This window comes from Pseudomonas sp. NPDC087626 (assembly GCF_044743405.1).
GTDB lineage: Bacteria > Pseudomonadota > Gammaproteobacteria > Pseudomonadales > Pseudomonadaceae > Aquipseudomonas.
Genome location: NZ_JBIUWJ010000006.1, coordinates 176,556 through 198,041, shown reverse-complemented (window position 1 = coordinate 198,041; position 21,486 = coordinate 176,556). Strand labels below are relative to the sequence as shown.

General features: G+C 63.3%; 18 protein-coding genes. 6 read left to right on the top strand and 12 right to left on the bottom strand.

All coding sequences use genetic code 11. From position 1 onward, the window contains the following. Nucleotides 1–369: 369 nt before the first annotated feature. The 8 genes from ACIOVD_RS07780 to ACIOVD_RS07745 form a co-directional block, all read right to left on the bottom strand. Nucleotides 370–1,638, bottom strand: coding sequence for an OprD family porin (locus tag ACIOVD_RS07780; RefSeq protein WP_095169932.1), 1,269 nt, complete (start codon nucleotides 1,636–1,638; stop codon nucleotides 370–372). An 86-nt stretch (nucleotides 1,639–1,724) separates the two neighbouring features. Beyond that, nucleotides 1,725–2,729, bottom strand: coding sequence for a branched-chain amino acid ABC transporter permease (locus tag ACIOVD_RS07775; protein WP_095169931.1), 1,005 nt, complete (start codon nucleotides 2,727–2,729; stop codon nucleotides 1,725–1,727). 2 nt (nucleotides 2,730–2,731) lie between these two features. Further along, complete coding sequence (locus tag ACIOVD_RS07770) at nucleotides 2,732–3,619, bottom strand: branched-chain amino acid ABC transporter permease (protein WP_095169930.1); 888 nt, start codon at nucleotides 3,617–3,619, stop codon at nucleotides 2,732–2,734. A gap of 73 nt (nucleotides 3,620–3,692) precedes the next feature. Continuing rightward, nucleotides 3,693–4,907 carry an ABC transporter substrate-binding protein gene (locus ACIOVD_RS07765; protein WP_095169929.1) on the bottom strand — a complete coding sequence of 405 codons (1,215 nt, stop codon included), beginning with the start codon at nucleotides 4,905–4,907 and terminating at the stop codon, nucleotides 3,693–3,695. A 108-nt stretch (nucleotides 4,908–5,015) separates the two neighbouring features. Then, nucleotides 5,016–5,738 (bottom strand): ABC transporter ATP-binding protein, encoded by a 723-nt coding sequence (locus ACIOVD_RS07760; protein ID WP_401126996.1) that lies wholly within the window; start codon nucleotides 5,736–5,738, stop codon nucleotides 5,016–5,018. Further along, nucleotides 5,735–6,511 carry an ABC transporter ATP-binding protein gene (locus ACIOVD_RS07755; protein WP_159995314.1) on the bottom strand — a complete coding sequence of 259 codons (777 nt, stop codon included), beginning with the start codon at nucleotides 6,509–6,511 and terminating at the stop codon, nucleotides 5,735–5,737. Before ACIOVD_RS07755 ends, ACIOVD_RS07760 begins: the two co-directional genes overlap by 4 nt. Before the next feature lie 230 nt (nucleotides 6,512–6,741). After that, the gene (locus ACIOVD_RS07750) at nucleotides 6,742–7,338 is read right to left on the bottom strand and encodes a peroxidase-related enzyme (RefSeq protein ID WP_401126994.1); all 597 of its coding nucleotides are present in this window, start codon (nucleotides 7,336–7,338) and stop codon (nucleotides 6,742–6,744) included. Nucleotides 7,339–7,478: 140 nt separating this feature from the next. Further along, nucleotides 7,479–8,552, bottom strand: coding sequence for a sigma-54 interaction domain-containing protein (locus tag ACIOVD_RS07745; RefSeq protein ID WP_401126992.1), 1,074 nt, complete (start codon nucleotides 8,550–8,552; stop codon nucleotides 7,479–7,481). Nucleotides 8,553–8,884: 332 nt separating this feature from the next. Between ACIOVD_RS07745 and ACIOVD_RS07740 the strand changes: the two genes are divergently transcribed. The 6 genes from ACIOVD_RS07740 to ACIOVD_RS07715 all read left to right on the top strand — a co-directional run bounded on the left by ACIOVD_RS07740 (nucleotide 8,885) and on the right by ACIOVD_RS07715 (nucleotide 17,927). Continuing rightward, a complete protein-coding gene (locus ACIOVD_RS07740) occupies nucleotides 8,885–9,958 on the top strand; it encodes an ABC transporter substrate-binding protein (RefSeq protein WP_095169923.1) in 1,074 nt (357 codons plus the stop codon). A 21-nt stretch (nucleotides 9,959–9,979) separates the two neighbouring features. Beyond that, nucleotides 9,980–11,203, top strand: a complete 1,224-nt coding sequence (locus tag ACIOVD_RS07735; RefSeq protein ID WP_401126990.1) for a lipase family protein — start codon at nucleotides 9,980–9,982, stop codon at nucleotides 11,201–11,203. Nucleotides 11,204–11,218: 15 nt separating this feature from the next. Continuing rightward, nucleotides 11,219–12,427: an LLM class flavin-dependent oxidoreductase gene (locus ACIOVD_RS07730; protein ID WP_401126988.1), complete on the top strand. Its 1,209-nt coding sequence runs from the start codon at nucleotides 11,219–11,221 to the stop codon at nucleotides 12,425–12,427. Between the two features lie 4 nt (nucleotides 12,428–12,431). Beyond that, on the top strand, nucleotides 12,432–14,015 hold the full coding sequence (locus ACIOVD_RS07725) for an ABC transporter substrate-binding protein (protein WP_401126986.1): 1,584 nt from the start codon (nucleotides 12,432–12,434) through the stop codon (nucleotides 14,013–14,015). Between the two features lie 217 nt (nucleotides 14,016–14,232). Further along, nucleotides 14,233–16,815, top strand: a complete 2,583-nt coding sequence (locus ACIOVD_RS07720; protein WP_401126984.1) for a TonB-dependent receptor — start codon at nucleotides 14,233–14,235, stop codon at nucleotides 16,813–16,815. A gap of 20 nt (nucleotides 16,816–16,835) precedes the next feature. Beyond that, nucleotides 16,836–17,927 carry an LLM class flavin-dependent oxidoreductase gene (locus ACIOVD_RS07715; RefSeq protein WP_401126982.1) on the top strand — a complete coding sequence of 364 codons (1,092 nt, stop codon included), beginning with the start codon at nucleotides 16,836–16,838 and terminating at the stop codon, nucleotides 17,925–17,927. 465 nt (nucleotides 17,928–18,392) lie between these two features. On the opposite strand, the gene ACIOVD_RS07710 is transcribed toward ACIOVD_RS07715, so the two are convergent. From ACIOVD_RS07710 to ACIOVD_RS07695, 4 genes are read right to left on the bottom strand one after another with little or no spacing between them, the layout of a single operon-like run. Further along, nucleotides 18,393–18,572, bottom strand: a complete 180-nt coding sequence (locus ACIOVD_RS07710; protein WP_095169917.1) for a DUF1289 domain-containing protein — start codon at nucleotides 18,570–18,572, stop codon at nucleotides 18,393–18,395. A gap of 3 nt (nucleotides 18,573–18,575) precedes the next feature. Continuing rightward, a complete protein-coding gene (locus ACIOVD_RS07705; RefSeq protein ID WP_401126980.1) occupies nucleotides 18,576–18,890 on the bottom strand; it encodes a hypothetical protein in 315 nt (104 codons plus the stop codon). 57 nt (nucleotides 18,891–18,947) lie between these two features. Further along, nucleotides 18,948–20,036 carry a polyamine ABC transporter substrate-binding protein gene (locus tag ACIOVD_RS07700; RefSeq protein WP_095169915.1) on the bottom strand — a complete coding sequence of 363 codons (1,089 nt, stop codon included), beginning with the start codon at nucleotides 20,034–20,036 and terminating at the stop codon, nucleotides 18,948–18,950. Nucleotides 20,037–20,081: 45 nt separating this feature from the next. After that, on the bottom strand, nucleotides 20,082–21,386 hold the full coding sequence (locus tag ACIOVD_RS07695; protein WP_401126978.1) for an NAD(P)/FAD-dependent oxidoreductase: 1,305 nt from the start codon (nucleotides 21,384–21,386) through the stop codon (nucleotides 20,082–20,084). Nucleotides 21,387–21,486: the final 100 nt, after the last annotated feature.

Genomic DNA, 21,486 nt, shown 5'->3' with positions numbered 1-21,486 from the left:
ATCCTGAGCGCCCCGTTAACCACGCTGGCCGGAGTCCGATATTGATTTGGGGGGTAAACCGGCAGGACGCCGGTTTAGCCGCACTGGGCCAGGGATGGCCCATTGCGGCGACCCCCCAAATCAATTTCGGAGTACGGGCATGCCGAGCCTAAGCGAGGCACCGAGTGGTGGGGGTAGAGCCTTTTGCTTACTTTTGGGCTCCTCCAAAAGTGAGCCGCTGTAAAAGCGGAACCATAGGTGGCCGTTACCGCAGAAATGGATATGTACGCGGTCTAATCCAACACCCCAGAGGCCCAGAGGCCGCCACGCGAGCAAGCTTTGCTCCTACAGGGCCAAATATACGCAAGGCCCTGCAGGCGCCAGCCTCTGTTACCAAAGCGCCAGGGTATAACTGACGATCAACCGGTTCTCGTCGATGTCGCTGGCAAAGCTGGACCGGTAAGTCGCGTTACGCCATTTGAGCCCGACGTTCTTCAGCGCGCCACTCTGGATCACATAACCGATGTCGGTGTTGCGCTCCCACTCCTTGCCTTGCCCTGGGGCGGCGCCCAGGTTGATTTCATCACCCTTGACGTAACGGGTCATGAAGGTCAGGCCGGGAATGCCGAGGCCGGCGAAGTTGAAGTCATAACGCGCCTGCCACGACTGTTCGTCCTGGTTGGCGAAGTCGTTGATCTGCAGCAGGTTGACCAGGTAAGGGTCAGTACCGTTGACGTTGGCAAAGCCGGTGTCGCCGCTCATGTCCTGATAGGAGAGGCCAAACGCATGGGCCCCCAGCGAGTAGGTGAACATGGCACCCAGCATGCGGTTGTCGACGTTGCTGTTGCCGTCATCGGTGGCGCTGGACCAGCGCAGGTCGGACTTCAACGACTGCCCCTCCGTCACCGGCAAGGTGTGGGTCAGCGTCAGGTAGTGCTGTTTGTACAAATCGTCCAGGTGCGCATAGTGGTACCCGGTGGTCAGCGCGCTGTTCCATTTGTAGTCGGCGCCGATGAAGTCGAACTGGTCGGTAAAGGGGTTGGCACCGGTGATGATGTTGCGCCGCGGCCCCTTCATCAGCGTCATGTCTTCGCGGTTGCTGGAGTTGCGCTGGCTGACCTGGGTCAGGCGGCCGCCGTTGAACGACAGGTTCTCCACGTCCAGCGAGCTCAACTGCCCGCCCTGGAAGGTCTGGGGCAACAAGCGCGATTCGTTGGGTACCAGCACCGGCAACTTGGGCATCAGGGTGCCCAGCTTGAGGGTGGTTTTCGAAACCTTGAGTTTGCCGGTCAGACCCAGCTCGCTGTAATCATCCGGGGCCCGCTTGGACACCGGTCCCTGGGGCAGCAGCCCGGTGACCCCGGCACGATCCGGGCTGGAATCGAGCTTGATCCCCAACTGCCCAAGGGCATCGATCCCGACGCCCACCGGCCCTTCGGTGTACCCCGACTCCATGCGCAGGATAAACCCCTGGGCCCACTCCTCGCCCTTGCTTTGCGGAGCGCCGGACTGGCGGAAATCCCGGTTCATGTAGAAGTTGCGGGTTTCCACGCTGGCCTTGCTGTCGTCGACAAAGGCCGCCGACGCTGGCGCGCACACCCCGATGACCCCAGCAATACCAGACAACTGAACGATACGGACAGAACGTTTGACGTACATAAGGCTCTCTTTTTTATTGTTGTTGTGAAGCGCACCCGCGCACCCTGCGCGGGCTCCAGACAGCAATCGCGGCGAATCAGCTACTACTAGAAGTTGCGGCGGCTGAGCTTGAGTACCCAGCCGACAATGCCGACCCGGAACAGCAGCACGCAGATGACAAAAATCAGCCCCAGGATCACGTGCACCCATTCCCCCAGCGGGCCGTTGGACAGATAGCTCTGCAGCGTCACCACCACAGTGGCGCCCACCAGCGGCCCGAGCACCGTGCCGACACCGCCCAGCAAGGTCATCAGGATCACCTCGCCGGACATGTGCCAGTGCGCATCGGTCAACGACGCCAGCTGGAACACCACCGTCTTGGTCGAGCCAGCCAGGCCGGTCAGCGCCGCCGAGATGACGAACGCCAGCAGCTTGTGGGCATCGACGTTGTAGCCCAGGGAAATCGCCCGTGGCTCGTTCTCGCGGATCGCCTTGAGCACCTGGCCGTAGGGCGAATGAATGGTGCGCTGGATCACCGCGTAGCCGAACACGAACACCGCCAGCACGAAGTAGTACAGGGTCAGGTTGTTGTTCAGGTCGAACAGCCCGAACAACTGGCCGCGCGGTACCCCGTGCAGGCCGTTCTCGCCGCCGGTGAACGGCGCCTGGACGTAGATGAAGAACACCAACTGGGCCAATGCCAGGGTGATCATCGCGAAGTAGATCCCCTGTCGGCGGATCGCCAGCAAGCCGAACAGCAGCCCCAGCACCGCCGAGGTCAGGGTGCCGGCGAGAATCCCCAGCTCGGTGCCCAGGCCACTGTAGTGACTGAGCAAAAAGCCGGTGACATAGCCACCCGTGGCGAGAAACGCCGCATGCCCGAACGACAGCAGGCCGGCATAGCCCAGCAGCAGGTTGAAGGCACAGGCGAACAGGGCAAAACACAGCAGTTTCATCAGGAACACCGGGTAGATCGCCATCGGCGCCACCAGTGCCACGGCGAACAGGGCCAGGTAGAACCAGCGCTTACGGCGAGTCGCCGCCTGCTGCCGCTCCAGTACCACCTGGGGTTGCAGGCGCGTTGCGCCCGTCTTGATCTGCAGACTCGTCATCTTCACGCCTCCTTACCGAACAGTCCTGCCGGACGTACCAGCAGCACCAGCACCATCACCAGGAACACCACGGTGTTGGCCGCCTCTGGATAAAACACCTTGGTCAGCCCTTCGATCAGGCCCATCGCCAGGCCCGTGACGATGGCGCCCATGATCGAGCCCATCCCGCCGATCACCACCACCGCAAACACCACGATCAACAGGTTGGCGCCCATGGTCGGGGTCACCGAATAGATTGGCGCCGCCAGCACTCCGGCGAAGGCCGCCAGGGCCGCACCGTAGCCATAGGTCAGGGTGATCAGCAGCGGCACGTTGATGCCGAAGGCCTGCATCAGCTTGGGGTTCTCGGTGCCGGCGCGCAGGTAGGAACCCAAACGCGTGCGCTCGATCATGAACCAGGTCACCAGGCACACCGCCAGCGCCGCGACAATCACCCACGCGCGGTAAGTCGGCAGGAACATGAAGCCCAGGTTGTAGCCGCCCTTGAGTTGCTCCGGCATCGGGTAGGACGAACCGGACACCCCGAACAGCTTGACGAAAGAACCTTCGAGGATCAGCGCCAGGCCGAAGGTCAGCAGCAAGCCGTACAGGTGATCCTCCCCGGCGATGCGCCGCAGCAGGAAGCGCTCGATCAGCACCCCGACCACCCCCACCAGCAACGGCGCCAGTACCAGCGCCATCCAATAGTTGACGCCCAGGTAGTTGAGCCCCATCACCGCGGCGAAGGCGCCGAGCATGTACTGCGCGCCGTGGGCGAAGTTGATGATGCGCAGCAGGCCAAAAATGATCGCCAGGCCAAGGCTGAGCAAGGCGTAGAACGCACCGTTGATCAGCCCCAGGAGCAACTGCCCGGACATGACGCTCAGGGGGATACCAAAAATCAAAGTCATGATTCACCACTCGCAGGAAATCCGTGACACCCGGCTGCCAGCAGCCGGGCAACAAGCGTGTGCAGCGCCGCGGTCAACCTTTGGTCAGCAGCTTGCACTTGCTTTCGGATTCCGGGCGATAGGCCTCATCGCCAGGAATGGTGCGCACGATCTTGTACAGGTCCCACTCGCCCTTGGACTCGGCCGGGGTCTTGACCTGGGCCAGGTACATGTCGTGGACCATGCGGCCATCGGCGCGGACCTTGCCGTTCTTGGCGAACATGTCGTTGACCGGCGTCGCCATCATTTGCTTGCGTACAGCCTGGGCTTCGTCGGTGCCGGTGGCCTTGATCGCATTGAGGTAGTTGGTGGTGGCCGAATAGATGCCCGCCGGTACCATGCCCGGCATTTTGCCGAAGCGTTTGTGGTAGCGCTGCGCCCAGGCACGGCTATCGTCGTTCATGTCCCAGTACCAGCCGGTGGTCAGCATCAGGCCCTTGGTGACATCCAGGCCCATGGCATGGATATCGTTGAGAAACACCACCATGCCGGCCAGCTTCTGCCCAGACTGCGCGACGCCGAATTGGCTGGCGGTCATCAGCGAGTTGACGGTATCGGAGCCGGCGTTGGCGAAGGCGATCACGTCCGCACCGGAGCCCTGGGCCTGGAGAATGTAGGAGGAAAAATCGCTGCTTGGGAACGGGTGGCGGACCTTGCCGACCACCTGGCCGCCATCGGCTTCGACCACCTTGGTGATGTCCGCTTCCATCGCATGGCCGAAGGCATAGTCGGCGGTGAGGATGAACCACTTCTTGCCACCTTCGGCCAGCACCGACTTGGCCGTACCGTTGGCCAGCGCGTAGGAGTCATAGGTCCAGTGGATGTGGTTCGGCGAGCAGTACTCATTGGTCAGGCTCGAAGCCGCTGCGCCGGAAATCAGCGCCAGCTTGCCGGACTGCTCGACCACCTTGCTGGCAGCCAGCACCACCGAGGACGCCACCATGCCGGTGACCATGTCGACGTTGCGCTCATCGACCCACTGGCGCACGGTGTTGGCGCCGACGTCCGGCTTGTTCAGGTCATCGGCGCTGAACACCACGATCTTCTTGCCGTTGACCTGCCCACCGAAATCCTCGATGGCCATGTTCAGGGCTTCCAGGCCACCGGGGCCGGACAGGTCGCGATAGGTGCCTGACATGTCCGCCAGGTAACCGATGCGAATTTCGTCGTCACTGATCTGCGCCTGCGCCGCACCGGCGATCAGGCTGGAAACCAGGATGGCGCTTGCTGTGTGCTGAAAAACCTTCATGTAGTTCACCCACTGTCCGAAGTTATTTTTATTGTTCCAGGCAAAGCGGCCCCGTGCCGTCGAGCCGTGAGACTCGGCGGCCTGCGTGATGCGCGGGGTAAAACGGGTTCAGACGCCCAGGCAGCGGTGCAGCAGTTCCTGCTTGGTGTCCAGTTCAGCGGCACTGATCTGCTCGATGATCTGACCGTGCTCCATCAAGTAATGGCGGTCAGCCAACGGCGCAGCAAAACGGAAATTCTGTTCCACCAGGACGATGGTCAGGCCCTTGTTCTTGAGCTTGATCAACACCTCGGCGAGTTTCTGCACGATCACCGGGGCCAGGCCTTCGGTGATCTCGTCCAACAGCAACAGGTTGGCGCCGGTGCGCAGGATCCGCGCCATGGCCAGCATCTGCTGCTCGCCGCCAGACAGGCGCGTGCCCTGGCTGAAACGGCGCTCATAGAGGTTGGGGAACATCTCGTAGATTTCATCGAGGCTCATGCCGTCGCTGCGCACGTTCGGCGGCAACAGCAGGTTTTCCTCGACATTGAGACTGGCGAAAATGCCCCGTTCCTCCGGGCAGAAACCGACACCCAGGCGCGGGATCAAGTGGGCCGACAGGCCGATGGTTTCGGTGCCGTTGACCACGATGGAACCGGTACGGCGCCCGACCATGTTCATGATCGCCCGCAGCGTGGTCGAGCGGCCGGAGCCGTTGCGCCCCAGCAGCGTGACCAACTCGCCACGGCGCACTTGCAGGTCGATGCCATGCAGGATGTGCGACTCGCCGTAGAAAGCATGCAGGTCATTGACCCGCAGTTGTTCGAACTCAGGACTGTGCAGCGCGTTCATGCTTGCGCCCCTTCAACCGCCACCGCCTCGCTGCCCAGGTACGCCTCGCGCACCTGCGGGTTGGCGGAGACACTGGCGTAGTCGCCCTCGGCCAGAATCGCGCCACGGGCCAGCACGGTAATGCGGTCGGACAGTTCACTGACCACGCTCAGGTTGTGCTCGACCATCAACACCGTACGCCCCACCGCTGCGCGCCGCACCAGCTCAATCACCATGTTCACATCCTCGTGCCCCATGCCCTGGGTCGGTTCGTCGAGCAACAGCACACTGGGGTCCAGCGCCAGGGTGGTGGCCAGTTCCAGCGCGCGTTTACGGCCATAAGGCAGTTCGATGGTCTGGGTGTGGGCGTAGTCGAGCAGGCCCACCTCGTCGAGCATTTGCATGGCCCGTTCATTGAGGGAGTCGAGGCTGCTTTCGGCTTTCCAGAAATGGTAGGAGTCGCCGCGCTTGCGTTGCAGGGCCACGCGCACGTTTTCCACCACACTCATGTGGCCGAACACCGCGGAGATCTGGAACGAGCGCACCAGGCCCAGGCGCGCAATCTCGTTGGGCTTGAGGCGGGTGATGGGTTGGCCCAGGTAGAGGATCTCACCGCGAGTCGGCGGGAGAAACTTGGTGAGCAGATTAAACACTGTGGTTTTACCGGCCCCGTTAGGACCGATCAAGGCGTGGATGTGGCCCTTCTGCACACGCAGATCAACTGAGTCTACGGCGGTAAAACCGCGAAACTCCTTGGTCAGGCCGCGTGTTTCCAAGACAAACTCTGGTGACATGTGGAGCCCTCTAACCTTGATTGTTTTTATTGGTTATGGCGCTGCTGGCACACTCTACTGCTTGTTTACGCTTACGTAAACGTTACGGAATATACAAAAGTCCTACAGGGACTACAGAAACAACTTGTGAGCAAATGTATCAGCGCTCCAACAGGTACTGGCCAGAGGCTCAAGCGCGGGCCTCAGCGGGCTGATCGAGGCCCTATAAACGCGTTTATAAAGGCCTTGTACTACGTGCATTTCGCACTTCTTGGCACACGGCCCATCAGGTAGAACTCCGGGTTGGGTGGCGTTCCGGCCAAGGACACCAGGCGGTTGGAAAGGCTGAAAAAGGCCGTCACCGCGCCGATGTCCCAGATGTCCTCGTCACTGAAGCCCACTGCCTGCAGGCGCTCGCGCCAGCTATCGTCGAGCGCGCCGCCAGCGGCGCCGAGGTGAAAGGCAAAATCGAGCATCAGCCGCTGGCGCTCGCCAATCGGCGCGGTGCGATGGTTGATCGCCAACTGATCGGCCAACAGCGGGTCCTTGCTGTAGATGCGCAGGATCGCGCCATGGGCCACCACGCAATACAGGCAACCGTGGCGCGCGCTGGTGGCGACCACGATCATCTCCTTCTCCGCCGCCGTGAGGCTCTCGGACTCACGATCCATCAGGGCATCGTGGTAGGCAAAAAACGCGCGAAATTCCGCCGGCCGGTGGGCCAGCATCAGGAACACGTTTGGCACAAAACCGGCTTTCTCCTGCACCGCGAGAATACGCTCGCGCAGGTCGGCGGGGAGTTGCTCGAGGGTATGTGGAACCGGGAAATGACTGATGCCAGAAGACATGGGACGTCCTTGATCGATGACCACGATGAGCGAAAGACTCAGGCGCACAACGAACATCAGAACCCGAGCCGGGTGTTACGCGACATTTACGTTAACGTAAAGGTAACGCAGCCACAACCGGCTTTTTCTTCGGCGCAGGGTTACTCCTCCAAGGTCACCGGCTTGTTCAGTTCGCCGATCTTCTCCAGCCGCGCGCGCACGATGTTGCGGCTGATGTTCAGCAGGCGTCCGGTCTGCAACTGGTTGCCGTGGCAGTAACGGTAAGCGGCGCGAAAGATGGTCTCTTCGATGTGCTCGTAAAGATCAGGGATGTTCTGCTCGAACAGCGCCTGCAAGGCCGACTCCAGGTCCACCGGGCCGCTGAGCGCAGAGTGGGCATGGCTCGCCTGCTCCTGGCGAATGCCCGAAGAGCGCATGTCCACCAGGTGCAGGTCGGCCGGCGCCACGCGCTGGTTGCGGCACACCAGCAAGGCATGGTGGATGGAGTTTTCCAGCTCGCGGATGTTGCCAGGCCAACTGTGATCCAGCAGCTTGCGTTCGGCCTCGATACTCAGGGTCGCGCGGTTGTAGCCCAGGCGCTGGCAGTGCTCCTCGAGGAAAAACTCGGCCAGCGGCAGGATGTCGCCGGGACGTTCGCGCAGCGGTGGCAGGCGGATGGTCGCCACGTGCAACCGGTAGAACAGGTCTTCGCGAAAGTGCCCCGCCACCACCGCGTCCGCGAGGTTGACGTTGGTCGCTGCCACCAGGCGCACATTGATCGGTATCGGTGTGCGCGAACCCAGGCGCACCACTTCGCGCTCCTGCAATACCCGCAGCAATTTCACCTGCATGTTCAGCGGCAAGTCACCAATCTCGTCGAGAAACAGCGTGCCGCCGTTGGCCGCTTCGAACCAACCTGCCTTGTTGCTGGTGGCGCCGGTGAACGCGCCCTTTTCATGGCCGAACAGTTCGCTCTCCACCAGGGTTTCGGCAAAGGCACCGCAGTTCACCGCCACGAACGGTTCGCGGCCACGGCGGCTGAGGTTATGGATGTGGCGGGCGACCAACTCCTTGCCGGTGCCGGTCTCGCCGATGATCAGCGTGTTGGCTTCACTGGGCGCCAGGCGCTCGATGCGGCTGAGCAACTCCTGGGAGCGCGGGTCCTTGAAGACCAGCACGGTGGCGCGCACCGACTTGGTCAATTCGCGTGCGTGGGGATGAGTGATCAGCGACATGGTGCATTCCTGGCAGTAAAAGCGCGGGTTCAATAGTGCACGAAGATAGTTAGACTAAAAAATTATTAATTAATCTTTATATATTCCATAAAAACATATACCGCAGCATTGCTCCTACCCTGCTGCTGGAGCAGCAACAGGCACGCACCGACCTGTTGGTGCATCAGCAACGCGCCGGCGCCCGAACCTTTCGCCAAACCGCGAAAGCCTTGCCCAGCAAGGGCTGCAGAGCATTTCTCCGACAGTGGCATGCTATCTGCTCTGTCCCTCCAGACATCCGGCCAGCAACCGCCAGGCGCTGTTGCTGGCGCGGTCATTCAGGGGGAAATTCAATGAAACGTTTATGGCGCAACAGCCTGGTCGCCTTGACCGGATTACTACTCACCGCCACGGCCTTGGCCGAACAGGCGCCGGCTTCGGTGAAGATCGCCATCGTCGCGTTCACCCAGGGTGGCAAGCCGGTGTTCGGTGGCATCGCCGGGCGAGTCATCGAGGACGGCTGGCTTGAGCAGCAGCTGAGCCAACGCGGGATCAAGCTGGAGTGGATCGCCCTGCCCCACGCCGGCGCCGGCCCGCAGATCAACGAAGGCTTCAGCAACAACAGCATCGACTTCGCCGTGCGCGGTGACCTGCCCTCGGTGATCGCCGGTGCGGGCGGCGTGCCGGGCAAATTGATCGTGCCCGGCGGCAGCGGCAACAACATCTACCTGGTGGTGCCGGCCAACTCGCCCGCCAAGAGCATCGAGGACCTCAAGGGCAAGCGCCTGGCCCTGCATCGTGGCCGTCCGTGGGAGTTCGCCTTCAGCAACTTCCTCGCCAGCCAGGACCTCAAGCTCAACGACTTCAAGATCGCCAACCTCAACCCGCAAGTCGGCGCGGCCGCGGTCTCCGCCGGCAAAGTGGATGCGGCGGTCCTGCTCAGCGAAGCCTATGCCCTGGAAGACAAGGGCGTCGGCAGGATTCTCTGGTCGAGCAAACAAGGCGCCAACGACTGGCGGCTGATCTCCGACCTCTGGGGCACCGAACTGTTCGTGCAGCAGCACCCGGACCTCACCCAACTGCTCGCCACCGCCTGGGTCAAGGCCGCTTGGTGGATCTCCCAGACCCAGAACCAGGACGCCTACTACCAGCTCTCGTCCCGCGCCGGCACTGCCGAAAGTGTGTTGCGCCGCGACGACCAGGACGACCCGGTGGCCTGGAAAGAGCGCTGGGCGCCGAAAAGCGACCAGCAACTCAAGGCCCACTACCAGGCCCTCACCGCCTACGCCCTGGCCAACCAGCTGATTCGCGACAACTACGACATCAGCTCATCGCTGGCCACCGGCTTCACCAACCAGGCGCTGATCGACCTGCAACTCACCGACTACTGGCCAGCGCTGCGCGGCCAGGTCACCCGTAATCCTTGAACCTTCGATAAGGACATCCCGATGAAACTCAGCCACCGCTTCACCTTCGGCCTCAGCGTCCTGGCGCTGTCCATGAGCGCCCTCGCCGCCGGCACCCATGTGCCCAAGCCCGATCCACTGCAAGGCGACGGCCGCGTCTCGGCGTTCTACACCTGGCAGGAAGTGATCCCGGCCACGCCCGGCAAGTTACTGCGCAGCGAGCCGCTGGAAAAAACCCTGAGCCTGCCCAATGCCGCCAGCGCCCAGCGCATTCTCTACAGCTCCACCGACGGTATCGACAACAAGACCCCGATCGTGGTCTCCGGCACCCTGTTCCTGCCCAAGGGCAAGGCCCCGGCCGGTGGTTGGCCGGTGGCCAGTTGGGGCCACGGCACCGTGGGCATCGCCGATGTCTGCGCGCCGTCCTGGCAGGGCCGTTCCTACCGCGACGTGCAATACCTGAGCCGCTGGCTGGATGAGGGCTACGCGATTGTCGCCACCGACTATCAGGGCCTCGGCGTGCCTGGCGGGCATCCGCTGCTGAACAACCGCATGGCCGCCTACGGCATCCTCGACGCCGCCAAAGCGGTGGTCGCCGGCGTGCCGGGGCTGGCCAACAAGGTGTTGATCGTCGGCCAATCCCAGGGTGGCGCCGGGGCCTTTGCCTCGGCCGCCTATGCGCCGACCTACGCCCCGGACCTGGGGGTCAAGGGCAGCATCGGTACCGGGGTGATCTACACCGTCGGCGCGAAAAACGTCGGCGAGCAGGACCTCAACAAAGTCGATGCGTCCCTGGCCTACGGCTTCTACACCCTGCTGGCGGCCCAGCAATACGACCCGACCATCAACCCCAAGGACTTCTACACCGACAAGGCCCTGCCGCTGTTCGAACAGGCGCGCACCAGTTGCCTGGCGTCCCTGGTCAGCGACGTGGTCGGCGTCGGCCTGACCCCGGCCAATGCGAAGAAGGACTACCAGGGCGATCAACTCGCCGCCTGGCAAAAGCAAGTGTCCTACCCGACCTTGAAACTGGCCCAGCCGATCTTCATTGGCACCGGCGCCGAGGACAAGACCCCGGCAGCCGCGACCCAGGTGGCACTGATGCAAGACGCCTGCAAGACCGGCTCGGTAGTCGAGGGCCATCTGTACAAGGGCCTGGGCCACAGCGAAACAGTCAACGCGTCGCTCAAGGACTCGGTGCCCTTCGCCCACAAGGTGATCAACGACCAGCCTGTCACCCCGATCTGCAACCCCAGCGTGCAGTAAGCCGGAGCCTTCGTCATGAGCATTGAATTCTTCACCCGCCTGCCCCTGCATGGCGAAACCCAATACCTCCCCGGCGACCCGCGCAACCGTGGCGACTGGCATCGCGGCGGTCCGAGCACCGGTGCCGTGTCGGCGTTCAGCGTCGGTGATCACTTCACCTACATCGACTACCTCGGGCAGATCGCCAAGGCCGCCGAGATCAACGGCTTTGGCGGCGCACTGATGGTCAACGCACCGTCCGGCGAAGAGCCATGGACAGTCTGCTCGCTGCTGGCCCGCGAGACCCGTACGTTGAAATTCGTCACCGCGTTCCAGCCCTATCACTACACGCCCTGGGTCGCGGTGCAGCAGGCCGCGACCTACCAGCGCGCCACCGGCAATCGCCTGGTGTGGAACATCATCAATGGCGGCTCGGATGCGATCCAGCGCCAGGTCGGCGACTTCAGCGATCACGATGAGCGTTATGCACGGGCCATCGAGTTCATGGACGTGGTCAAGGGCTATTGGCACAACGAGAACTTCCACTACGACGGGCGCTTCTACAAGGCCGAGGGTGGTGGCCTGCGCGGACCTTTGAAGAAAGCCGAACTGCCGCTGATCTGCACCGCCGGCTCGTCGATTGCCGCGCGGGAATTTGCCGCCAAACACGCGGACTTCTACCTGATGCGGGCCGAGCATCCGGATGAAATCGCCGCGCTGATCGCCGACATTCGCCAGCGCGCACTGCAGTACGGACGCAGCGACATTCGCTTCGGCTTGTCGATCGACGTGATCACCCGCGAAACCGAGGAACTGGCGCGCACCGAGGCCAAGCGCTTCTTCGACGAAGGCCTGGCCAAGGGTGCGGTCAAGGCCGTGGCCGCCCATGCCGGGCTGCGCACCGCGCGCAAGCTGAGCTATGAAAGTGACTTCGCAGAGAAAGCCCAGACCCAGGACTTCGAGGACTTCTTCATTCACCCCAACGTCTGGACCGGCTTTGGCTACATCGGCATCCCGCCGGGCTGCGCGCTGGTCGGCAGCTACGAAAACGTGGTGGCGCGGATCCGCGAGTACCACGCGCTGGGCATCGACCTGTTCTTCCTCGCAGGCTACCCGCACCTGGAAGAAACCTATCGCCTGGGCGAGCACATCCTTCCGCACTTTCGCAACGAACGCGCCGCCCTGAGCCGCACGCCCGAACCACTGCTGCAACTGCGCTCGGCCAACGGCCCGACGGGAGCCTGAGGCCATGGACAACGATCATGCATGGCTCAGCCGCCGCGACTTTCTCGGCCACAGCGCCCTGCTCGGCGGCGGTCTGCTGCTGGGCGGTGGCCTGCTGAGCGGCTGCGGCCCGGACAGTCAACCCGCCGCCACAACCACCGCCAGTGACCAACCGCGCTATGGCGGTCGCCTGCGCCTGGGCATTCTCGACGGCAACCAGAGCGGCAATCTCGACGCCCATAAACCCATCGGCAGCGGCATCGTTCGCGGCTTTGCCCTGTACAGCAAGTTGTGGGAGTGGGACGAACAGATGCAGCCACGCCTGGCCCTGGCCGAGTTCGCCGAACCGAATGCCGACGCCAGCAGCTGGACCCTGCGCCTGCGCCCGGGCCTGGAGTTCCACCACGGCAAGACCATCGATGCCGACGACCTGATCTTCTCCATCCGCCGCCTCACCGATCCGCAGCTGGCGTCGCCCTACGCCGCGCTGCTGCACTGGGTCGACCGCGACAACCTGGTCAAGCTCGACCAGCGCACCGTGCGCCTGAATTTTCGTGAAGGCCGCAGCTACATGCCGTTGGCCGAAACCTGGGTCAACTTCGGCGGCATCGTGCCCGTGGACTATCACCCGGTCAGCAACCCGGTGGGCGCCGGCCCCTACAAACTGAAAAGCTTCACCCCCGGCCAGCGCTCGTTGTTCACCCGCTTCGAGAACTACTACAAGGAGGGCAAGCCCTACGCCGACGAACTGGAGATCATCGACTTCAAGGACCAGGTCTCACGCCTGGCGGCCCTGCGATCCGGGCAGATCGACATGGCCAACGTGATGCCCACCGAACAGTTGCAAGTGCTGCAGCGCGACCCGCGACTCAGGGTGCTGAAATCGGTGACCGGCAACTGGTTGTCGTTCGACATGAACCTCGACAAGCCGCCGTTCAACGACCCCAGGGTGCGCGAGGCGTTTCGCCTGCTGGCCGATCGCGAAGAACTGGTGCGCCGCGCCCTCAACGGACAGGGCCGGGTGGCCAACGACCTGTACGCGCCGAGCGATCCGACCTTCAACCACAGCCTCGGCCCGCGCCCCTACGACCCGCAACGCGCGGCGCAATTGCTCAAGGAAGCCGGCCATGAACACCTGGAACTGGAACTGGTGACCACCCCGGGACCGGGGCTGACCTCGGCACTGGTGCTGGCCGAACAGGCCAAGCGCATAGGCGTCACCTTGAAGGTCAGGCAGGTCGACCTGGCCACCTTCCAGGGGCCCCAGCGCAGCGACTGGACCCTGAGCACCGGCGGCAGCATCGGCGCGCCGTTCCTGGCCAGCGCGATCCACACCGACGCGCCCTTTGCCGTGGGGAACAAGACCCACTTCAACGACCCGCAGTTCAGCGCGCTGTTCCTGCAGGCCATGGCCCAGCCCGACCTGGAGAAGCGCAAGGTCCTGGTGCACCAGGTCCAGCAGATCCAGTACGAGCGTGGCGGCATGCTGATCTGGGGTTATGCCGACCTGCTCGACAGCGTCTCGACCCGGGTCGGTGGCGCCACGCCGGAAGAGTCACTGTTCAGCACCTGGCGCTTTGAACGGCTGTGGTTGAACGACACGGCCTGACCCCCAGTGTAGGAGCCGGCTTGCCGGCGATGGAATTGATGCGGTGTGGCTGATGGCCTCATCGCTAGCAAGCTAGCTAGCTCCCACAGGGTTCTGCAGCCACCACAGAATTTGTGACCAACACGAAACCTGTGGGAGCCAGCCTGCTGGCGATGGCGGTAGTTCAGTCACCCCAGGTTTTTCCCTATTCCCGATTACCTTTCGAGGCCCATGCCCTATGCCCTCTATCGCCTTTCGTTTGCCCTTGAAACCCTCCGCACTGGCCGTGGCGGTGGTGTCCGCATTGGCCCTGCCCGCCTTCGCCGCCGACACCCAGTTGCAAACCGTCACCGTGCAGGCCAGCGCCAGTGACCCCGAGGACGATGCCCTGCCCACCCGGCCGTCGACCTCGGTGTACGGTGGCACCGAAACCAAAATCATCGACACCCCGCGCTCGGTCACCCAGATCAACCCCGAGCAACTGGCCAACGACCCGATCCGCAGCGCCGACGACCTGGTCAAGTACGCCCCGGGCATCACCCGCGGTGGCGGGCAGAACGCCGGGATCGCCCCGCAGTTCCGAGCCCAGGGCTCCGAGGTATTCCAGGACGGCCAGCGCGCCTACGGCGTGCGCCACCCAGCCAACTTCAACGCCTACGAAGGTGCCGACATCGTTGCCGGGCCCTCCTCGGTGACCTACGGCTCGGTGTCCGGCAGCGGGGGCTACGTCAACTACCTGAGCAAAAAACCCAACTTCAACGAATTCAAGACCCGCCTCAGTGGTGAACTGGGCAGTTGGGTGCCGGACGGCGAGTCCCGCGACTCAAGCAAGTTCAGCGTCGACAACACCGGCCCCCTCGCCGACAACCTGGCCTACCGGCTGAGTATCACCAAACAGCGCCAGGAAGATTTCTACGACAACGTCGACAACAATTTCGACGCCTTCTATGGCGCCCTCGCCTGGCGCAACGACAACGTGCGGGTGGACTGGAACGCCAGCTACGACGACTACTACGACTACAACATCACCCACGGCTGGAACCGCGCCAACCAGGCCCTGGTGGACCACGGCAAGTACTCTGCCGGCCGGGCGACGCCGATCATCCAGAACGGCAGCAATTTGTGGTCGCCGGTGCTGGCGTCCGGCGCGGCCGATGCGCCGACCCTCGGCTGGGTCAAGCGCCAGCGTAACGCCCAAGGGCAGTACAACGTGGTCGACGGCAGCTTCCAGGCTGCCTCGCCCAACACCCAGGCCAACCCCGGCAGCCTGCGCGGCTGGGTCTATGACCCGAACCTGGCGGGCAACGGCCGCCAGTCGCTGTCGTCGCAGACCGGACAACGCGACGAAGACCAAAGCAGCTCGCGACGCTTCACCACCCAGTTGCATGTCGAGGCCGACCTGTCGCCGACCGTGACCCTGGCCAACAGCAGCTTCTATCAGCGCTCGCGGGACAATACCGATGCCGTCGGCGCGTTCCAGGTGCAATCCAAGGACAACCTGTTCGACAACCGCTTCGAGTTACGCTCGCGCAACGAGCTCAGCCTCGGTGGCTGGACCCTCAGCGACGAGAGCAACAGCGGGCTGATCTACCGCCGCGAGTTCAACCAGTCGATCGCCGCCAACAACAGCTTCGGCTCGACCATCAACGCCTTCGACCTGACCCAGGACCCCTCCGGGAAAAACCCCGGCGACCTGCTCGGCCTGGACAACCGCAACCCCGCCGGCGGCAACGCAGCGTGGATCGGCCAGCCGGGGGTAGCGCAGTTCTCCAACTACTACGGCTGGCTCAACCTGCCGCCGATGTACCCGGCCGGGCATGGCCTGTACGCAGAATCGGTGGCGCCCTACACCGCCGAAAGCACCTGGACCACCCAGACCCTGTTCAGCCAGCACAACCTGCGCTTGGGCGACCGTGTGGGCTTGAACATCGGTGCCAGCCGTAGCTGGATCGACGCCGAGATCGACAACCCCTTCGTCCTCGCCGGCGGCAACTCGCGCAAGGACAGCGACAACTACCGGCTGTTCTCGTTCCAGGTCAGCCCCTACGTCAAGCCCACTGAAAACAGCACCCTGTACTACACCTTCGACCGCTCGCTGGCAGTCAACACCGGGTTCTTCTCCAACGGCCTGGGCTGGGGCAGTGGCACCGGGGCCAACCAGCTCAATCCGCTGGCGTTCGAAAGCCTCAGCGTGCTGCATGAAGTGGGGCTGAAAGTCGAGGCTGTGCCCGACCAACTGTTCGTGACCCTGGCGGCCTTCAAGCAGGAACGTGACCAGTCCCCCGACAGCAACAACAACATCGCGCGACTGGTGATCAAGGGCGTCGAGTCGACCCTGCGCTACCAGCCGGACGATCACCTGCGCAGCGCCTTGAACCTGACCAAGCTCACCGCCTACAACGAGTTCACCACCCAGACCGGCTTCGCCTCGGCCGGTTTCGTGGCCGACAACGGCACCGTATTCGGCGACAACAACAGCCTCAACCAGCGGCCGTCCGGGCGTTTCGATGCGGTGCAGATTCCCGAGTACACCGCCAGCGGCTATCTCGACTACCGCTTCGATTCCGGCTTCGGCGCCGAACTGTCCGGCTGGTGGACCAGCAGTTGGTACCTGAACCTGAGCAAGACCGTAAAGATCCCCGACGAATACAACCTCGACCTCGCGGTGTATTACCGCCAGCCGCAATGGAGCACCACGCTACGGGTGCTCAACCTCACCGACGAGCTGAATTTTGTCAGTGGCCTGGCCGGCTCCACCAACACCTTCCTGCAACCGATGCCTGGCCGCACCCTGCTGGCCCAGGTCGACTACCAGTTCTGACCTCACCTTGGAGTAACCCTATGTCCATTGAATTTGTCGGCATGATTTTCCCCCGCCAGTGGTCCGAGACCCGCGGTGTGCGCAGTGCCGATTTCGACCTGGAATTCATCCGCCATCACGCCCGTGCCCACGAACACGCGGGGTTTGACCGGGTACTGATCGCCAGCGGACCCGGCAGCGCCGACAGCCTGCAGATCGCCGCCTACGCTGCCGCCCACACTGAGCGCCTGGGGTTCATGATCGCCCACCGCCCCGCCCTGAGCGCCCCCACGGTGGCGGCGCGCGCGTTTGCCACCCTCGACCACACCACCGGTGGCGGGCGCATCCGCCTGCACGCGATCACCGGCATCACCGCCGAGCCCCAGGAAGGCGACACCCTGCTGGACAAGACCGCGCGCTACCGGCGCACCGATGAGTACCTGGAGATTGTGCGGCGCACCTGGACCTCGCAAGAGCCCTTCGACTTCGTTGGCGAGTACTTCAACATCCAGGGTGCGTTCTCGCCGGTCAAACCGCTGCAACAGCCACACATTCCGATTTCCTTTGGCGGCTCTTCCGATATCGCCTACCAGATCGCGGTCAAGCATGCGGACTTGTACGCCTTGTGGGGTGAGCCGCTGAGTGGCGTGGCCGAGCAGATTGCCAAATTGAAGGCCGCGGCCCGGTTGGCAGGTGTGACGGCGCCGCGGGTGAGCCTGTCGGTGCGCCTGATTCTCGGCGCCACCGAAGCGCTGGCCTGGCAACGGGCCGAGCAGATCCTGGCGCAGATCAAGGCCAACCCGCAATTCGCCGCCGGCAGCCCCTGGCAAAAGCGCCTCAAGGGCACCGGCTCCGAACGCCTGCTGGCCGCCGCCGCCCTGGGCGACCGCCACGACCGCGCCCTGTGGATGCCCACCGCCACCGCCGTCGGCGCCTATGGCGACACCACCGCCCTGGTCGGCACCCCGGAAACCGTGGCCCAGGCCCTGCTCGACTACGTCGACCTGGGCGTCACCACCTTCCTCAACCGCGGCTACGACCCGCTCTACGACACCGTCGACTACGGCCGCTGGATCATCCCCGCCGTCCGCGAAGCTGCCGCCCGCCGCAATCCAGCAGCGAACAGCGCATAACCCAAGCCCCCCCGTAGAAATTGCGCCAACCTTGGTGGGAGCGAGCGCCCGCTTGCGGCCTGCTCGCGAAAAGCCGGAGGGCGCCGCTGGGCATCAGATTGTACGCGTCATCGTTGACGACCATCGCGGGCAAGCCCGCTCCCACAGTACTTTGCAGTGTGCAGATCCCGCATGCACCCACAGAACCTGTAGGAGCGAGCCTGCTCGCGAAAAGCCTGAGGGCGCCGCTGGGTGTCAGACTGCACGCGTCATCGTTGACGACCATCGCGGGCAAGCCCGCTCCCACCGTTATTTGCGGTGCTTGCAAATCCTGCATGCACCCACTGAACCTGTGGGAGCGGGCTTGCCCGCGAAAAGCCTGAGGGCGCTGCTGGATGTCAGACTGTACGCGTCATCGTTGACGACCATCGCGGGCAGACGGAGCGCCGCCCGACTCTCTCCCACCAAAAAGAGCGGGTAGTCAGTTCAGCTGGATTTTTTTAGTTTCTTCAAACGCAGCGTTGCCCGTTGCACCGCCGCCATCTTTTCCGGGCGCTTCATGCGTTTCCATTGGCGGATGTCGTCCTTGGTCCGGCCGCAGCTGACACACAACTCGCCGCTCAACTGGCAGACGGCAATGCACGGGTTCTCGATGTCCTTGGCCATGGTTCAACCCCGCAGCGCTTCGCAGGCGAACTGCACGTGAGTCGCGATCTGCTGGAACGCCACCTCGGCCTCCCGCAAGGCCACTGCCGTCAGCTCGAGCATGCGCTCGCCCTCACTGCTGGCCAGTGCCCGATCCAATTGGGCTTGGTCCTGGAACACCCAGGTCACCCGCAGGCTGGCGGGGAACCGTTGATAATCGACCTCGTGGGTCAACCAGCAGAAGCCGACAATCTCGGCCTTGGCCGTTTCGCAAGCCTCGGTCAGGGTAGCGATCAGGCGGCGCTCGATGTGCGCCTGTTCGCGTTTACTCAGTGCCATGGGGGTTCCTTGAATGACGGGCGGCTAAAGCGCCCATCATACGTGACCGGCGCCCACTCAGCGGCCGCTGGTGACTTTGGTCCACAGGCGGGTGGCCTGGCGCATGACCTTGGGTGGCATCGCCTTGAGCGCAAACAGGGTACTCATGACCTCGGGCGACGGATAGACCGCCGGATCGTTACGCAGCGCCGGGTCGAGAAACGGCGTCGACGCGCTGTTGCCGTTCGGGTAGTGGATCGCATTGCTGATGTCGGCGATCACCTTGGGCTCCATCAGGTAGTTCATATAGGCATAGCCGTTCGCCTGGTTGGGGGCGTTGCGCGGCATGACCACCATGTCGACGGCCAGGGTCGAGCCTTCCCTGGGAATCGAGTACCCCAGTTCGACGCCGTTTTTCGCATCACGGGCGATCGAAGTGGCCTGGGCAATGTCGCCGCTGAAGCCGATGGCCACGCAGATGTTGCCGTTGGCCAGGTCGCTGACGTACTTCGATTGATGGAAGTACTGCACGTAGGGCTTGACCTTGAGCAAGGCGGCTTCGGCCTTGAGGTAGTCGGCCGGATCCTGGCTGTCGTGCTTGAGCCCCAGATAATTGAGGGTGATGGGCAACATCTGCGTCGAGTTATCGAGGAAGGCCACGCCGCACTGCTTGAGCTTTTCGATATTCTGCGGCTCGAGCAGCAGGCTCCAGCTCTGGGTGACCTCGGTGCTACCGAAGATTTCCTTGATCTTCTGCACGTTGTAGCCGATGCCCACGGTCACCCACATGTAGGGGAAGCCGTACGCGTTGCCAGGGTCATTGACCTCGATCATCTTCAGCAGTTGCGGGTCGAGGTTCTTCCAGTTCGGCAACTGCTCCTTGTCGAGTTTCTGCAGGGCACCCGACTTGATCAACTGCGCCAGGAAGTGGTTCGACGGGCTGACCACGTCGTAACCGCTGCTGCCGGTGATCAGCTTGGCCTCGAGCATCTCGTTGCTGTCGATCAGGTCATAGGTGGTCTGGACCCCAGTCTGCTGGGTGAAGTTGCTCAGGGTGTCGCTGGCGATGTAGCTGCTCCAGTTGGAGATCCGCACAGTTTCAGCCGCCATGGCCGCCCCGCTGGAGGCGACGCAAAGGGCAAGCAGGCAGTGTCTAAAAGTGTTCATTATTATTGTTCCCGGCTAGAAAACCACGTTGGCGGTTGGGGTGGATCAAGACTCTGATTGGGCACGGCAGGCTTCGTAACGCAGGCGCACCGAGGCGCCAACGGCGAAAAACGGTGCCGGCGGCAGCCAGCCGGGCTCGGCCTGGCTGAGGACTTTTTCCAGCAACGGCGACTGGCTGTCCGAGGCCATCTCGGCCAGCAAACGCCCCCACAAGGTGCCGCGCGCCACTCCGGAACCGTTGCATCCGGCCACCGTATGAAGGCCCCGTTCCAGGCGGGCAAAACGCGGCTCACCGGAGCGGGTGGCGCTCAAGTGCCCGGTCCAGCTGTGTTGCAAATGTTCCTCGGTGATCCACGGGAAACGCCGTTGCAGGCCCCCCAAGTGGGTGTTGCGCCGTACTCCCAGCGCGGCGCCATCGAGATCGCGCCGACGCAGTTCCACAGTGTTGCGAATCAACAGCCGCCGATCCGGCGTCAGGCGCACGGTCGCACCGGCCGGCCGGGTCGACAGCACACCCCAGGGCTGGGGACTGCCCATTTGGGCGAATTCGTCATCGCTCAGCGGATGCGTCAGGCTGGCGCTCAGCTCAAGGGGGAACACCGCCCGCTCGCGGACCCCGACCCGAGGCAGGAAGGGCCCGACGCAGACCAGCACCTGCGGCGCCTCGACACTGCCCAGGGCCGATGTGGCGCGCAGGTTGCCGTTGGCCTGCCGGGCAAGACCGCTGATCTCGGTGGACTCATACAGGGTCACCGACTCTGGCAAGGCATCGCGCAAACCCTTGGCGTACTTCGCCGGCTGCAACAACGCGTTGCCGCCGCGACACCAGATCCCTGCCTGATAGAAGTCGGTGCCCAGTTGTTGGCTCAGGGCCTTGCCCATTAACAGCTGCGCATCGGCCCCACTGTTGCGCAGGGTCTGGACCCGCAACTCGGCGTCTTCAAGCTTGGCGGGATCGTGCACGGCAAAAAAATAACCCTGTTCACGCCAATCGCAATCGATGCTCAGGCTGCTGATGCGCTGACGCACTTCTGCACTGGCGGCACGGCTGATCTCGGTGCTGGCCTGGTAATAGGCGTTGCCCGAGCGACCGAGCAGGTCGGCACCCGAGGGGTTTTCATGGGCCACCACAAAACCCGAGTTTCGCGCGCTGGCACCCTGCGCCGCACGCTGGCGATCGACGAGCACGATACGTGCATGGGGGTGCATGTGCGCCAACGTGTGGGCAGCCGAGAGCCCGGTGAACCCGCCACCGATGATCAGCCAATCGGCCTTTTGCGCACCGTGCAATGGCGGTTGCGCTACCGACGGCGGCGTCTGCGCGATCCAGCCACATATGTTTTCAGTCATTTACCCACCTCACACCGCACAAATCTGTTGATGGCTTTTGTCATGAGCAATTAGCATGCTTTGACGCTGTTCACTCGATCGCCTTATCCAGAATTTATGG

What these genes read in the sequence shown, in the direction of transcription:
- ACIOVD_RS07780 (WP_095169932.1), bottom strand. Translation starts at nt 1,638, where the DNA reads ATGTACGTCAAACGTTCTGTCCGTATCGTTCAGTTGTCTGGTATTGCT.
- ACIOVD_RS07775 (WP_095169931.1), bottom strand. Translation starts at nt 2,729, where the DNA reads ATGACGAGTCTGCAGATCAAGACGGGCGCAACGCGCCTGCAACCCCAG.
- ACIOVD_RS07770 (WP_095169930.1), bottom strand. Translation starts at nt 3,619, where the DNA reads ATGACTTTGATTTTTGGTATCCCCCTGAGCGTCATGTCCGGGCAGTTG.
- ACIOVD_RS07765 (WP_095169929.1), bottom strand. Translation starts at nt 4,907, where the DNA reads ATGAAGGTTTTTCAGCACACAGCAAGCGCCATCCTGGTTTCCAGCCTG.
- ACIOVD_RS07760 (WP_401126996.1), bottom strand. Translation starts at nt 5,738, where the DNA reads ATGAACGCGCTGCACAGTCCTGAGTTCGAACAACTGCGGGTCAATGAC.
- ACIOVD_RS07755 (WP_159995314.1), bottom strand. Translation starts at nt 6,511, where the DNA reads ATGTCACCAGAGTTTGTCTTGGAAACACGCGGCCTGACCAAGGAGTTT.
- ACIOVD_RS07750 (WP_401126994.1), bottom strand. Translation starts at nt 7,338, where the DNA reads ATGTCTTCTGGCATCAGTCATTTCCCGGTTCCACATACCCTCGAGCAA.
- ACIOVD_RS07745 (WP_401126992.1), bottom strand. Translation starts at nt 8,552, where the DNA reads ATGTCGCTGATCACTCATCCCCACGCACGCGAATTGACCAAGTCGGTG.
- ACIOVD_RS07740 (WP_095169923.1), top strand. Translation starts at nt 8,885, where the DNA reads ATGAAACGTTTATGGCGCAACAGCCTGGTCGCCTTGACCGGATTACTA.
- ACIOVD_RS07735 (WP_401126990.1), top strand. Translation starts at nt 9,980, where the DNA reads ATGAAACTCAGCCACCGCTTCACCTTCGGCCTCAGCGTCCTGGCGCTG.
- ACIOVD_RS07730 (WP_401126988.1), top strand. Translation starts at nt 11,219, where the DNA reads ATGAGCATTGAATTCTTCACCCGCCTGCCCCTGCATGGCGAAACCCAA.
- ACIOVD_RS07725 (WP_401126986.1), top strand. Translation starts at nt 12,432, where the DNA reads ATGGACAACGATCATGCATGGCTCAGCCGCCGCGACTTTCTCGGCCAC.
- ACIOVD_RS07720 (WP_401126984.1), top strand. Translation starts at nt 14,233, where the DNA reads ATGCCCTCTATCGCCTTTCGTTTGCCCTTGAAACCCTCCGCACTGGCC.
- ACIOVD_RS07715 (WP_401126982.1), top strand. Translation starts at nt 16,836, where the DNA reads ATGTCCATTGAATTTGTCGGCATGATTTTCCCCCGCCAGTGGTCCGAG.
- ACIOVD_RS07710 (WP_095169917.1), bottom strand. Translation starts at nt 18,572, where the DNA reads ATGGCCAAGGACATCGAGAACCCGTGCATTGCCGTCTGCCAGTTGAGC.
- ACIOVD_RS07705 (WP_401126980.1), bottom strand. Translation starts at nt 18,890, where the DNA reads ATGGCACTGAGTAAACGCGAACAGGCGCACATCGAGCGCCGCCTGATC.
- ACIOVD_RS07700 (WP_095169915.1), bottom strand. Translation starts at nt 20,036, where the DNA reads ATGAACACTTTTAGACACTGCCTGCTTGCCCTTTGCGTCGCCTCCAGC.
- ACIOVD_RS07695 (WP_401126978.1), bottom strand. Translation starts at nt 21,386, where the DNA reads ATGACTGAAAACATATGTGGCTGGATCGCGCAGACGCCGCCGTCGGTA.